Source organism: Ruegeria profundi, assembly GCF_001507545.1.
GTDB classification, from domain to species: domain Bacteria; phylum Pseudomonadota; class Alphaproteobacteria; order Rhodobacterales; family Rhodobacteraceae; genus Ruegeria; species Ruegeria profundi.
Genome location: NZ_LQBP01000006.1, coordinates 132084 through 145475, shown reverse-complemented (window position 1 = coordinate 145475; position 13392 = coordinate 132084). Strand labels below are relative to the sequence as shown.

The following is a 13392-nucleotide window of genomic DNA, read 5'->3' as shown; positions in this document are numbered from 1 at the left end:
TTCTACCTAAAGGCCCTTAAGTGGCAGCCTTCTTGGTTGTTTTCTTGGTGGTGGCTTTTTTCTTGGGCGCAGCCTTTTTCTTGGTTCCCTTATTCGCGGCCCGTTCATTCACCAATTCGATGGCCATTTCCTGCGTTACGTCCTCGGGCTTGATATCCTTGGGGATCGTCGCATTAACCTTTTCCCATTTCACGTAGGGTCCATATCGCCCCTCAAAAACCTGCATAGCGCCGCCATCTGGGTGTTCGCCCAGATCTTTCAAGGGTTTGGCGGCCTGTCCACGCCGCCCCGGGTTGGCTCGTTTTTCGGCCAGCAACTCAACGGCGCGGTTCATGCCAATCTCGAACACATCGTTGGGGTCCTTGAGGTTGGCATAGACCGGCTTGGCCTCATCGGGCAGTTGATGCATCAGATACGGGCCGAACCGTCCAAAGTTCGAAGTGATCATGCCCCCATCGGGATGCTCACCGATCTGGCGGGGCAGGGACAGCAACGTCAGCGCTTTGTCCAGATCCATGTCATCCTTGTTCCACCCGCGCGGCAGGGACGCGCGCGGGGGCTTCTTGTTTTCTGGCGTGGGCTCGCCACGCTGCACATAAGGGCCAAAGCGGCCTGACTTCAGCCAGATCTCATCACCTGCGTCTTCGCCCAGCAGACGCTCGTCCCCCTCGGCGCCTTCCCCGGCAATAGGACGTGTGTAGGTACATTCCGGATAGTTGCCACAACCCACGAAACCACCGGTTCGTGAGGTTTTCAGGTGCAGCTGACCGACACCGCATTTTGGGCATATACGCGGGTCAGACCCATCCTCGCGTGGGGGATAAAGCTGTGGGGCCAATGCCTCGTCCAGCTTGCTGAGAACTTCTGAAATGCGCAGCTCGGACGTCTCGCCAATCGCGGCCGAGAAGTCGCGCCAGAATTTGCCCAGCAGGTCTTTGTAGTCGCGGTCTCCGGCGCTGACATCGTCCAACTGTTCTTCAAGGTTGGCGGTAAATTCATATCCAACATATTGCCGGAAGAAATTGAGCAGGAAGATAGTGACGATCCGTCCTTTTTCTTCTGGAATCAGGCGGTTCTTGTCCTTGCGCACATACTCCCGGTCCTGGATCGTGGTTACGATTGACGCATAGGTCGAGGGACGCCCGATCCCCAGCTCCTCCATTCGTTTGACCAGGGTCGCCTCGGTATAGCGTGGCGGTGGTTGCGTGTGGTGTTGCAGGGCCAAAACGGCCTCGTTTTCGGACAGAACGGCAGATTTGTCGTCTGCGGTCGCTTTGGTGAATTGATCCCGCAATGAGGCTTTGGCGAAAGGTGCCGGATCACCTTGCATGATCTGCGGAAGGCGCTTTTCGTCATCATCGACAACGTCGTCGCGACCCTCTTCATAGACACGCATGAAACCGTCGAACAAGACCACCTGACCCGTCGCGCGCAGGCCAACCTGACCGTCATCGCTGCCGATTTCAACCGTGGTCCTCTCAAGCCGCGCGGCGGCCATCTGGCAGGCGATGGTACGCTTCCAGATCAGGTCATACAGTTTACGCTGATCTTCATCTGTAACCTTCAGCGCCTTTGCATCGCGCGACATATCCGTAGGCCGGATACATTCGTGGGCTTCCTGCGCGTTCTTGGCCTTATTCTTATACATGCGCGGGCTGTCGGGCACATATTCCGGACCATAGCGGTCTTTGATTGCATCCCGGGCCGAAGCCACGGCCTCAGGCGCCATGTCGATGCCATCGGTTCGCATATAGGTGATGTAACCAGCCTCGTAGAGGCGTTGCGCCACCTGCATTGCGTGTCGCGCGCCCATGCCGAACTTGCGGCTGGCCTCTTGCTGCAGGGTCGAAGTCATGAAAGGCGCGCTGGGGTTACGCGCGGCGGGTTTGGCCTCGACCGAGGTAACACTGAGCGCTCGGCTGGTGATGGCCTGCACTGCCAACTCAGCCTGGGTGGCATCTTTAAGGTCGTGTTTGTCCAGCTTTTTGCCAGCATAGGTAACAAGCCGAGCTTCGTAGGTCTGCCCGCGTGGTGTTTCAAACAACGCGCGGACCGACCAGTATTCAACCGGTTTGAACGCCTCAATCTCCATCTCGCGCTCAACAATCAAACGCAGACACACAGATTGCACGCGCCCGGCTGACTTTGCGCCCGGTAGCTTGCGCCACAAGACCGGAGACAGGTTGAACCCCACAAGATAATCCAACGCCCGGCGGGCCAGATAAGCCTCAACCAAGGGCATGTCGACCTGACGCGGGTTTTGCATAGCCTCGGTTACTGCGTCTTTTGTGATTGCGTTGAACGTCACCCGACTAACAGGGGTATCTTTCTTGATTGAGCGCCGTTTTGTCAGTGCTTCCTGCAGGTGCCAACTGATGGCCTCGCCCTCACGATCGGGGTCGGTGGCGAGGATCAGCGCATTGTCTTCCTTCAGGGCGTCTGCGATGGCTTTGACATGCTTACGGCTGTCATTTCCAACCTCCCATTTCATCGAGAATTCATGCTCAGGGTCGACGGATCCGTCCTTAGGCGGCAGGTCGCGCACATGGCCATACGATGCCAAAACCGTGTAGTCGGGGCCAAGATATTTGTTGATTGTTTTAGCTTTAGCCGGGGATTCTACAACAACTACAGGCATTTAAGGGGAAACCTCGCTTAATTCAATGGGCGCCTTCTGTGATGGTGCAAAATGTGTGGGGCAAGTGCGGATTGTCAATGCGTTCCTTTGAACGCGCAGAATTCGAGGTGAATTCAGCGGTGTAGACGTAGCGGTTTGTGCCGCAACTAGCAGTAGGTCCTGTCAGGCTGTGAGGGACAACAAGCCGCCGGGCTGGCGCTGGATTTGCCCGTCCAGTTCAAGATCGACCAGAGCCGGGCCAACCTCACCCGCCGTGGCCGCGATATCGCGGATCAGTTGATCTTCGGCAATGGGTGACGGACCCAGTCGGGATAGAATTTCCCTATGTAACGCAGCGCCTGACAAAGCAGGTTGAGACGGTTTTGCAGGTTCGACAGCGTCTAACAGGTCTGCTGGCTGCTGCGGCAACGCCTCGATCACGTCGTCAGCGGATCGCACCAGTGTTGCCCCATCGCGTATCAATAGGTTACACCCTGCTGCGCGGGCGTCGAAGGGGTGCCCGGGCACGGCCAAGACCTCACGGCCTTGGTCCAAGGCGTCGCGGGCGGTGATAAGGCTGCCGGATTTTGCCGCAGCCTCGACCACCACAACCGCCTGAGCCAGACCCGAGATGATACGGTTGCGACGTGGAAAGTGCCGGGCCTGCGGATTTATCCCCATTGGTTGTTCCGACAAACGCAGCCCCGATTGCGCGATGTCTCTTGCCAGATCGGTGTTTTCAGCCGGATAAATGACATCAACACCGCCAGCCATGACCGCCACTGTGCCTGTACTCAGCGCGGCCAAATGCGCCGATGTGTCAATTCCGCGGGCCAACCCCGAAACTACAACAAACCCCTGTTTCCCAAGATCGGTCGCCAGACCGCGCGCCATTCGGGCACCCAACGAGGAACAGTTTCGCGCCCCAACCATCGCGATAGACGGCTTGCGCAGAATAGACACATCACCGATGGCCCATAGCATAGGGGGGGCGTCGGACAGGTCGCTCAGTTGATTAGGAAAATCAGCGGACCCAAGGCACAACAGCTGCGCATTTGCAGCCCTTGCAGCCTTGAGTTCCGCCTCAATGACGCCGGGCGGGCAAATTTCATACCCTTCAATTCCGGCGGCGCGAGCCATTTCAGGCAGCGCAGCCAGCGCGTTCTGCGCTGAGCCATGTTCTCGCAATAGCCGGCGAAACGTCGCCGGACCTACCTTGCGCGAGCGCAACAGACGAAGCCAGGAAAACCGATCCTCTTCCGTGGTGGGTGGGAGTGTGGGGTGATAGGAAGAAAGCTGCTCTTCGGTCATCCGTTGCTCCGCCTGATTGCAGAACTGGTTTACGACTTAGGAGGTTAACAGCTTGTGAATCCTCTCAAATTATTCGGAAATTTTCTCGAACTTCATCGTTAATTTCACTTAAGCAGCTAAGAAATAAAGAAAAAAAGTGGCGCTCACTCTGGGTGTTTCCCAAGGTGGACGCCATAATCCGCTACAAACTGCTGTAAGGGGTTAACCTAAGTATCGGGCCGATTCTGCTTAAGCCGCCGATCCGCCAACGGTCAGGCCGTCCAGCAATACGGTTGGCTGGCCGACACCCACCGGAACCCACTGACCGTCCTTGCCGCATGTTCCCATGCCCGGATCAAGCGCCATGTCATTGCCCAGCCCGCGGATGCGGTTCAGAGCCGAGGGACCGTCTCCGATCAGGGTCGCCCCTTTGACCGGGGCGCCGATTTTGCCGTTTTCGACGCGATACGCCTCGGTGCAGGAAAAAACGAACTTGCCATTTGTGATGTCCACTTGCCCGCCACCAAAGCCCACGGCCCAGATACCATCTTTTATGTCCGCGACCAGCGATGCCGGATCTGCATTTCCGCCCAGCATGACCGTATTTGTCATACGCGGCATAGGTTTGTGCGCATAGCTTTGACGTCGCCCGTTTCCGGTTGGGGCCACCCCCATTAGGCGGGCGTTCTGGCGATCCTGCATATAGCCGGTCAGGATACCATCCTCGATCAATACAGTCCGCGAACTGGGGGTGCCCTCATCATCCACCGTGATCGAACCGCGACGATCTGCGATGGTGCCGTCATCCACGACGGTCACGCCTTTCGACGCAATCCGTTGCCCCATCAGACCCGCGAAGGCTGAACTGCCCTTGCGGTTGAAATCGCCTTCCAGCCCATGGCCGATGGCTTCGTGCAGCAGGATGCCAGGCCAGCCGGGGCCAAGTGCTACCTCCATCACGCCAGCTGGCGCAGGGACAGCGTCTAGGTTGACCAGAGCGATCCTCAGCGCCTCACGCGCTTTGTCTTGCCAGTCAGACGGGTCGATCAGCCCATCAAGGCCGATGCGCCCACCCCCGCCAGCCGAACCGCTTTCCCTGCGACCGTTCTGTTCCACGATGATCGAGATGTTCAGGCGGGTCATCGGTCGCACATCGCGAACCATAACGCCATCCGGGCGCAGAATCTCGACCTCTTGCACGGCGGCTGCGATGGTCGCGCTGACCTGCACGACCCGCGGGTCGAGATCGCGGGCAAAGGCGTCGATCTCGCGCAGGGTCTCGATTTTCACCGGGAAGCTGGCGGATTCGATTGGGTCTTCGTCTGTATACAGCCGGGTGTTGGTCGCGCGTGGCGCTTCGGCGAGCGTACCGCCACCGTCCCCCACAGCAAGCCGCGCCGTTTCGGCCGCGCGTTTCAGGGCGGGAATCGATACATCGGTGGAATGGGCATATCCCGCAACCTCACCCTGAACCGCCCGCAGGCCGAACCCTTCGGACGCGTCGTACGATGCGGTTTTCAGCCGCCCGTCATCAAAGACCAGAGACTCGGATTTGCGCCGTTCGACAAACAGCTCTCCGTCCTGGGCCCCGGTGGTGGCGGATTGCAAAACCGCAAGCGCTTCGTCCTTCGGAAGAACGCTTTCAAACGGTCGAAACGGGGTGTCGGGCATCGCTTGGGGCCTTTCGGGTTTGATCCAGATCAAAAATAGCGTCTGTTTGACGCAAGCATTTTGCTTTATCTACCCGCCAGAATATGGTTTTTAACGCGGCCAAAGACAACGGGAGAGGTGCGACTGATTCACACCTTCTCGCAAAAGAAGCAAAGATCAAACGATCAGGACAGAACATGAAGAATGCTTTGATGCTTTCAGGGCTGCTGACAGCCCTCTCCGGCCTGCCTTCCATGGCGCAGGAGCTTGAGATTATTGGCAAGCCGGTCGATGGCGGGCTGGGTTTCCAACCCGCCGCCACAAGCCTGGCAGAGGGTATTCAGCGGCTGGACGGCATGATTCTGGTGATCATCACAGCAATCTGTTTGTTGGTTGCCGCTCTGCTGGTTTACTGCATTGTGCGCTATAATCAGCGGGTAAATCCGACACCGGCGCGATTCTCGCACTACACACCGGTTGAAATCGCATGGACGTTGGGCCCGATCCTTGTTCTCGTTTTTATTGGCGCCTTCTCGTTGCCGGTTCTGTTCAAGCAGCAAGAAATTCCCGAAGGCGACGTGGTCATCAAGGTGGTCGGCAACCAATGGTACTGGACCTACGAATATGTTGACCACGATTTTGCGTTCGACAGCTACCTGTTGGGGCATCCGGCGACGTTGGACGAGTCCGCTCGCCCGGCGGATGCTGACGTCACGCCTTTTGTTCTGGATGACGCGATGCGCGCAAAGCTTTCCGATGCCGGTTACAGTGATGATGAATGGTTGCTGGCCACCGACACAGCTGTCGTTGTCCCGGTCGGCAAGGTCATCGTTATGCAGGTCACGGCCTCGGACGTGATCCATTCATGGACGATCCCGTCCTTCGGCGTGAAACAGGACGGTGTCCCGGGTCGTCTGGCTGAGTTGTGGTTCGAAGCCGATAAAGAGGGCATCTATTTCGGCCAGTGCTCCGAATTGTGCGGCAAAGACCATGCGTACATGCCGATCACGGTAAAAGTGGTCAGCGAAGACGCTTATGAACAGTGGTTGCAAGGTGCGATCGACGAATATGCAGGACTGCCGCAATCCTACCAGGTTGCTGCGAACTGATACGGGCTAAAGCCCGTTTCAAACATGACGCAGGTTGCGCGGAAACCGTGCGGCCTTCGCCCCAAAAGGACCCGAGATGACCGACGCAAGCATCAATGCCAGCACCGTTTCCGCGCAGCCCTGCGCGGACGAGGCAAGCTTTGGCGATTACTTCGCCCTGCTAAAGCCTCGGGTCATGTCACTGGTCGTTTTCACGGCTTTGGTCGGCCTGTTGGCAGCCCCGGTGCCTGTGCATCCTTTCGTTGGGTTTTGCGCGATCCTGTTCATTGCCATTGGTGGCGGCGCCTCCGGTGCACTGAACATGTGGTGGGACGCGGATATCGACAGGATTATGAAGCGCACCAGACGCCGTTCAATCCCGTCGGGCAAGGTTGACGCGGGCGAGGCATTGGCGATTGGCCTGACATTGTCGGGCCTTTCGGTGATCATGCTTGGGCTGGCGACAAATTGGCTCGCGGGCGCCTTTCTTGCGTTTACGATCTTTTTCTACGTTGTCGTATACACGATGTGGCTCAAGCGTTTGACGCCGCAAAATATTGTGATCGGCGGAGCGGCAGGCGCTTTCCCTCCTGTGATCGGTTGGGTTGCAGCTACGGGTTCAATGACGCTCGAGCCATGGCTGATGTTCGCGCTGACCTTCATGTGGACTCCGCCGCATTTCTGGGCACTGGCCCTGTTCATGCGGTCTGATTACGACGATGCCGGCGTTCCGATGCTGACAGTGACGCATGGTCGCCGCGCAACGCGCTGGCATATTCTGGTTTACACCGGCCTGCTTGCTTTGTTGGCGGTTGGGACGGCGTTCTCGGGCATCGGTGGGCCAATTTATCTGACCGTTGCGATTGTGATGAATGCCCTGTTCTTGCGCGGCGCATGGCAGATCGCGCGCCGGACCGAGGATGACTCGGAAGCCGATAACTTCAAGGCCGAACGCGCATTCTTCAAGCTGTCGCTGCTGTATCTGTTCCTGCACTTTGGTGCGATTCTGCTAGAGGCGCTGATAAAACCTTTTGGTTTGGGAGGTTGGTCATGAGTTTGCGCAAGAGTCATGAACTCCACCAGCGCCGGTTCAGCCGCAATCTGGGGGTCGGCCTGACGCTGGCGGCCTTCATCGTGATCATTTTTGGCCTAACCATCGTAAAGGTCTCGGGCACAAGCCTGGGGCTTCCAACGCAGGAGGTACAGAACTAATGGCATTGTCCGGCCCGCAAAAAACAGTGGCGCAGACAGTCGGCGTGGTTGTTCTGATGGGCGGCTTGGCCTGGGCAGCGGTGCCGTTTTACGATTGGTTCTGCCGTGTTACCGGGTTTGGAGGCACCACCGGGGTGGCAGCAGCCGCGCCCGAGGATATCCTGGACCGCAAGGTTACAGTGCGCTTTGATGCCTCGAAAGCCAAAGGCATGGCGTGGGAGTTCAAACCGGTCGAGCGCGAAATGGAAGTCCGCATTGGGGAAACCGGGCTGGCCTTTTATGAGGCGTACAACCCGACCGACCGCCCGATCGCGGGGCAGGCGTCATACAACGTCGCGCCGTATTCAGCGGGTGGCTATTTTCAGAAAATCGCCTGCTTCTGCTTTGAAGAGCAGGTGTTGCAACCCGGTGAGCGGGTGCAAATGCCGGTAACTTTCTTCGTTGATCCGGAAATGGTCGAAGATTTGGAAGCCAAGTATGTGCATACGATTACTCTGTCGTATACATTCTATGAAATTGACCTGCCCGAGGGCTACGCTGCCCTCGAAACGCAGGCAGAGAAAAACACGAACTAACGCCTGTAGGTGAGGGACGCTGATGGCACACGCAAAAAACCATGATTACCACATTCTGGCCCCGTCGGTCTGGCCCCTGTTGAGCGCGGTCGCAGCCTTCGCGATGCTGTTCGGTGCCGTCCTGTGGATGCACGGAAATACCTCGTTCCTGTTCTGGGGCGGGTTTGTTGCTGTGCTCTACTGCATGTTTGCATGGTGGTCAGATGTGGTGGCAGAAAGCCGCGCAGGGGATCACACACCGGTTGTGCGTATCGGTCTGCGCTACGGGTTCATCCTGTTCGTGATGTCCGAGGTGATGTTCTTCTTTGCCTGGTTCTGGTCATTCTTCAAGCATCGCATGTACCCGATGTACGACTATGCAGGTACAGAATACATCCAGCCGGATATCCATGCCGTTGACCCGTTCCACCTGCCACTGATCAACACGCTCGTCCTTCTGCTGTCGGGCTGTGCAATCACCTGGGCGCACCACGCGTTGATACATGACAATGACCGCAAGGCGTTGGTGAATGGTTTGGCTATCGGTATCGTACTGGGCCTGCTGTTTACCTTCCTGCAAGCGTACGAATATTACGAGCTGCTGGCGCACGAAGGTTGGGTGTTTGGTGGCGATCAGTTCTATTCGAACTTCTTCATGGCGACGGGGTTCCATGGCGCCCACGTCATCATCGGGACGATCTTCCTGACCGTCTGTCTGATACGTGCGCTGCGCGGGGATTTTACTCCTGAAAAACACGTCGGTTTCGAAGCTGCGGCATGGTACTGGCACTTTGTCGACGTTGTCTGGCTGTTCCTGTTCTTTGCTGTGTACATCTGGGGTCAGGCTCCGCTGATGTAACGCCGGTCAGGCTATCAAATTGTAAAAGCCGCCCAGGGGGCGGCTTTTTCGCTATACGGGGTGCAAGATTGCGCCCCATACAATTGCAAGGTTGCAATTGCGCCTTCGCTGACCTTAACAAGGCGCCGGTTCTAGTGCCCACCTGCAACCAAGCCCGAGCCCTATCATGCGTCGTATCCTTTTCCTATTGATCTTTGGAATTGCCGGTCTGGCAATTTTGCTGTCGCTGGGTGTGTGGCAAGTGCAGCGGTTGGCGTGGAAAGAGGGGCTGCTGAAAGATATCGACGCGCGCATCGCAGGTGATCCGGTGTCTTTACCCGTTGCGCCGGATGCTGGAAACGACCGCTATCTGCCCGTCGCTGTTTCGGGGCAGATGCTGCCGGATGAGGTGCATGTGCTGGTCTCGGTCAAGCAGGTCGGGCCCGGATATCGCATTATCGCACCTTTCCTGACGGATAATCGCACCATTCTGATCGATCGCGGCTTCATACCGACAACTGCGAAAGCTGCAAAACGTGAACTCGGTGAGATGGATGTGGTTGGTAACCTGCACTGGCCCAACGAGATTGACAGCTACACACCTGAGGCCGATCTTGACGACAACATCTGGTTCGCCCGCGATGTTCCCGCATTGGCCAACGCGTTAGGCGCAGAGCCGGTGCTGCTGATCGCGCGGTCTCGGACCGATCCTAGTATAACCCCGCTGCCTGTTGATACCGCAGGTATACCGAATGACCATCTGCAATATGCAGTGACCTGGTTTGGCCTTGCTCTGGTCTGGGCCGCGATGACCGTTTACTTCCTTTGGCGCAGCCGCGCCCCTTCAAAGAGTGAAGCGCAATGAAATACATCTCGACCCGTGGCCAAGCGCCAGAACTGACATTTGAAGAGGCGATGCTGACCGGGCTTGCCCGAGACGGTGGCCTGTATCTTCCAGCCGAAATCCCGGTGATGAGCCAGAATGACATCGCCGCTATGGCAGGTCTGCCGTATGAAGAGGTCGCTTTTCGCGTCATGTGGCCCTATGTCAGCGGGTCTTTCGGCGAAGATGAGTTCAAGGCGATCATTGCGCGCGCTTATGAAGGCTTTGGTCACGATGCCCGCGCGCCCTTGAAGCAGTTGAACGAAAACCACTTCTTGCTCGAACTGTTCCACGGCCCCACGCTGGCCTTCAAAGACTTTGCGATGCAACTGATCGGCCAACTGTTTCAGGTAGCCCTCAAGCGGCGCGGCGAGCGCGTCACGATCGTGGGCGCAACCAGCGGCGATACCGGGTCGGCAGCGATCGAGGCATTCCGGGGACTCGACGCGGTGGATGTGTTCATCCTGTTCCCGCATGGCCGTGTCTCTGAAGTGCAGCGCCGTCAGATGACGACGCCAGCGGACAGCAACGTGCACGCGTTGGCCGTGGATGGTGATTTCGACGATTGCCAAGCCGCCGTGAAGGATATGTTCAACGATTTCGACTTCCGCGATGGTGTGAAACTGGCGGGCGTGAACTCGATCAATTTCGCTCGCGTGCTGGCGCAGGTGGTCTATTACTTCTCGTCCGCCGTTGCCCTTGGTGCACCGCACCGCAAGGTCAGCTTTACCGTGCCGACCGGAAACTTTGGTGACATCTTTGCAGGCTACATTGCCAAGCGTATGGGCCTGCCCATAGACCGTCTTGTCGTGGCCACCAACCAGAATGACATTCTGCATCGCTGCTTGTCGGGGCAGGGGTATTTCAAGGGCAACACCATCCCGTCAATAAGCCCGTCGATGGATATTCAAGTCAGCTCGAACTTTGAGCGCGCGCTTTACTATGCCTATGGCGAGGATGGCCGCGCCGTGGCGCAGTTGATGGATGAACTGAAAACTGGCGGTTTCACTGTCAGCCAGGGTGCGATGGAAGCCCTGCGCGAGAATTTCGACTCGGGGCGAGTTTCCGAGGATGAAACGCTGGAGACGATCAAGCATACGTTGGCCCATAGCGTCGAGCTTGTGTGCCCGCATACGGCTGTTGGGATCAAGGTGGCCGAAGATCAGCGTGCTACCGATACACCCATGATAACGCTGGCCACAGCGCATCCCGCCAAGTTCCCCGCCGCGGTCGAGAAGGCGAGCGGTGTGCATCCGCCTCTTCCCTCTCGCATGTCTGATCTGTATGAACGTCCGGAACGGGTGACCCGCATCGCCAATGATCTGGGCACCATTGAGGATCATATCAAAGGGCATATCGCCGAGTGACTGTCAGACAAGACCAACTAAAAAACGGGTTTCGTATCGTCAGTGAACACATGCCGGGGCTGCAATCAGCGGCCATCGGCATATGGGTGACCGCCGGTGGGCGGCATGAGCGGATCGAACAGAACGGCATCGCGCATTTCCTGGAGCACATGGCCTTCAAGGGCACAGCGCGCCGGACCTCGCTGCAAATTGCCGAGGCGATCGAGGATGTAGGCGGGTATGTCAATGCCTACACGTCGCGTGAGGTTACGGCCTATTACGCGCGGGTATTGAAGGACGATGTTGCGCTGGCCATGGATGTCATTGGGGACATCGTTCTGAACCCGATCTTTGACCCGCGCGAGATCGAGGTTGAGCGCGGCGTGATCCTGCAAGAAATCGGTCAGGCCTATGATACGCCAGACGATGTGATCTTTGACTGGTTGCAAGAGCAGAGCTATCACGATCAGCCCTTGGGCCGCACGATCCTTGGCCCATCTGAACGGGTCAGTGCGTTCTCGCGCGAGGACCTTTCAGCTTTCGTGGCCGAACATTATGGGCCCGAGCAGATGATCCTGTCGGCGGCTGGCGCCGTGGATCACGATGACCTCATGAAACTGGCCGAAGAGATGTTTGGCCATCTGCAGCCGCGTAAGGGCCTGATCCCCGAAGCAGCCCGGTTTACCGGCGGTGAAGCCCGGCAAGAGAAAGAGCTGGAACAAGCCCATTTCGCACTTGCCTTCGAAAGCCCGGGCTATCGGGATGACGCGATTTATACCGCGCAGATTTATTCCACGGCTCTTGGTGGCGGGATGTCCTCGCGTCTATTCCAAGAGGTGCGTGAAACGCGCGGGCTGTGCTATACGATCTTTGCACAAACCGGTGCTTATGCCGATACTGGCACGACGACCATCTATGCGGGCACGTCGGCCGAGCAGGTCGAAGAACTGGCCACTATCACCATAGATGAAATGAAGCGCGCAGCCGATGACATGAGCGCCGAGGAGGTTGCGCGCGCCCGCGCGCAGATGAAGGCAGGGATGTTGATGGGGCTTGAAAGCCCATCCAACCGGGCCGAACGTCTGGCGCGGCTGGTGCAGATCTGGGGGCGGGTGCCGACACTTGAGGACACTGTCGCCAAGATCGACGCCGTCAGCACCGAAGACGTGCGCAACTTTGCGCAGGCAATGGCCGTTCAGGCTCCGGCAGCGTTGGCCCTGTACGGTCCGGTCTCGGGCGCGCCTACCCTGGAAAAACTGCAGGAGAGGCGCGCGGCGTGATGCTTCTGGGCAGACGCAAGCTGAAAATCGAAACCGCACGCCTAAGCTTGCGTCCGCCGGTCCATTCCGATTTCAATGAGTGGGCGGCCCTGCGACGCGCCTCGAAAGAGTTTCTGACCCCGTGGGAGCCGGTCTGGGCCAAGGACCATCTTAGCCGTAAGTCCTTTACCAACCGTGTTTACTGGGCGCAAAGGTCGGTGGCCAGTGGCACTGCGATACCTTTGTTTTTGTTCCGCCGCGAGGATGACGTGCTGGTGGGGGCCATTACCCTGGATAATATCCGCCGTGGTCCGGCGCAGGCCGGAACACTGGGCTATTGGACCGGCGAGGCCTACGCCCGCAATGGCTTTATGCGCGAGGCCATTGGCGCGGTGGTGCATCACGCGTTCACTCGTCTGGACCTGAGCCGGATCGAGGCCGCCTGCCTGCCCGAAAACAAACCGTCTCGGGGCTTGCTGGAACGGTCGAGCTTTAAATACGAAGGCGTTGCGCAGTCATATTTACAGATCAATGGCCGGTGGCGGACACATGTTCTATACGCGTGCCTGCGGTCAGACCGGCGCGGCAAGACGGACGCAGGGTAAGCCGGTATAGCGGATCTTTCCGCGATGCTGAACTCTTTTGGGCGCAAGGT

12 protein-coding genes are annotated in these 13392 nt (G+C 57.9%); 9 read left to right on the top strand and 3 right to left on the bottom strand.

The window, feature by feature from the left end; translation table 11 throughout:
- Positions 1–16: 16 nt before the first annotated feature.
- From topA to tldD, 3 genes are all read right to left on the bottom strand, one after another.
- Positions 17–2638: a type I DNA topoisomerase gene (gene topA, locus AVO44_RS12880; RefSeq protein ID WP_068337602.1), complete on the bottom strand. Its 2622-nt coding sequence runs from the start codon at positions 2636–2638 to the stop codon at positions 17–19.
- Between the two features lie 162 nt (positions 2639–2800).
- Complete coding sequence (gene dprA / locus AVO44_RS12875; RefSeq protein WP_068337600.1) at positions 2801–3928, bottom strand: DNA-processing protein DprA; 1128 nt, start codon at positions 3926–3928, stop codon at positions 2801–2803.
- Positions 3929–4156: 228 nt separating this feature from the next.
- Positions 4157–5578: a metalloprotease TldD gene (tldD, locus tag AVO44_RS12870; protein WP_068337882.1), complete on the bottom strand. Its 1422-nt coding sequence runs from the start codon at positions 5576–5578 to the stop codon at positions 4157–4159.
- 176 nt (positions 5579–5754) lie between these two features.
- Between tldD and coxB the strand changes: the two genes are divergently transcribed.
- From coxB to AVO44_RS12830, 9 genes are all read left to right on the top strand, one after another.
- On the top strand, positions 5755–6666 hold the full coding sequence (gene coxB, locus AVO44_RS12865; RefSeq protein WP_068337880.1) for a cytochrome c oxidase subunit II: 912 nt from the start codon (positions 5755–5757) through the stop codon (positions 6664–6666).
- A gap of 76 nt (positions 6667–6742) precedes the next feature.
- A complete protein-coding gene (gene cyoE / locus AVO44_RS12860) occupies positions 6743–7699 on the top strand; it encodes a heme o synthase (RefSeq protein ID WP_068337598.1) in 957 nt (318 codons plus the stop codon).
- A complete protein-coding gene (locus AVO44_RS21320; protein WP_169794857.1) occupies positions 7696–7857 on the top strand; it encodes a hypothetical protein in 162 nt (53 codons plus the stop codon). The genes cyoE and AVO44_RS21320 overlap by 4 nt, the downstream gene beginning before the upstream one ends.
- Complete coding sequence (locus tag AVO44_RS12855; protein ID WP_068337596.1) at positions 7857–8432, top strand: cytochrome c oxidase assembly protein; 576 nt, start codon at positions 7857–7859, stop codon at positions 8430–8432. Before AVO44_RS21320 ends, AVO44_RS12855 begins: the two co-directional genes overlap by 1 nt.
- 22 nt (positions 8433–8454) lie before the next feature.
- Positions 8455–9270, top strand: a complete 816-nt coding sequence (locus AVO44_RS12850) for a cytochrome c oxidase subunit 3 (protein ID WP_068337593.1) — start codon at positions 8455–8457, stop codon at positions 9268–9270.
- A gap of 166 nt (positions 9271–9436) precedes the next feature.
- Positions 9437–10114 (top strand): SURF1 family protein, encoded by a 678-nt coding sequence (locus AVO44_RS12845; protein WP_068337591.1) that lies wholly within the window; start codon positions 9437–9439, stop codon positions 10112–10114.
- On the top strand, positions 10111–11499 hold the full coding sequence (thrC, locus tag AVO44_RS12840; RefSeq protein ID WP_068337590.1) for a threonine synthase: 1389 nt from the start codon (positions 10111–10113) through the stop codon (positions 11497–11499). Before AVO44_RS12845 ends, thrC begins: the two co-directional genes overlap by 4 nt.
- Positions 11496–12758, top strand: coding sequence for a M16 family metallopeptidase (locus AVO44_RS12835; protein WP_068337588.1), 1263 nt, complete (start codon positions 11496–11498; stop codon positions 12756–12758). The genes thrC and AVO44_RS12835 overlap by 4 nt, the downstream gene beginning before the upstream one ends.
- The gene (locus AVO44_RS12830; protein WP_068337587.1) at positions 12758–13342 is read left to right on the top strand and encodes a GNAT family N-acetyltransferase; all 585 of its coding nucleotides are present in this window, start codon (positions 12758–12760) and stop codon (positions 13340–13342) included. The genes AVO44_RS12835 and AVO44_RS12830 overlap by 1 nt, the downstream gene beginning before the upstream one ends.
- Positions 13343–13392: the final 50 nt, after the last annotated feature.

Coding starts and splice junctions, on each gene's coding strand:
- thrC (WP_068337590.1), top strand. CDS start 10,111: ATGAAATACATCTCGACCCGTGGCCAAGCGCCAGAACTGACATTTGAA.
- cyoE (WP_068337598.1), top strand. CDS start 6,743: ATGACCGACGCAAGCATCAATGCCAGCACCGTTTCCGCGCAGCCCTGC.
- coxB (WP_068337880.1), top strand. CDS start 5,755: ATGAAGAATGCTTTGATGCTTTCAGGGCTGCTGACAGCCCTCTCCGGC.
- AVO44_RS12850 (WP_068337593.1), top strand. CDS start 8,455: ATGGCACACGCAAAAAACCATGATTACCACATTCTGGCCCCGTCGGTC.
- dprA (WP_068337600.1), bottom strand. CDS start 3,928: ATGACCGAAGAGCAGCTTTCTTCCTATCACCCCACACTCCCACCCACC.
- AVO44_RS12830 (WP_068337587.1), top strand. CDS start 12,758: ATGCTTCTGGGCAGACGCAAGCTGAAAATCGAAACCGCACGCCTAAGC.
- AVO44_RS12855 (WP_068337596.1), top strand. CDS start 7,857: ATGGCATTGTCCGGCCCGCAAAAAACAGTGGCGCAGACAGTCGGCGTG.
- topA (WP_068337602.1), bottom strand. CDS start 2,638: ATGCCTGTAGTTGTTGTAGAATCCCCGGCTAAAGCTAAAACAATCAAC.
- AVO44_RS21320 (WP_169794857.1), top strand. CDS start 7,696: ATGAGTTTGCGCAAGAGTCATGAACTCCACCAGCGCCGGTTCAGCCGC.
- AVO44_RS12845 (WP_068337591.1), top strand. CDS start 9,437: ATGCGTCGTATCCTTTTCCTATTGATCTTTGGAATTGCCGGTCTGGCA.
- tldD (WP_068337882.1), bottom strand. CDS start 5,578: ATGCCCGACACCCCGTTTCGACCGTTTGAAAGCGTTCTTCCGAAGGAC.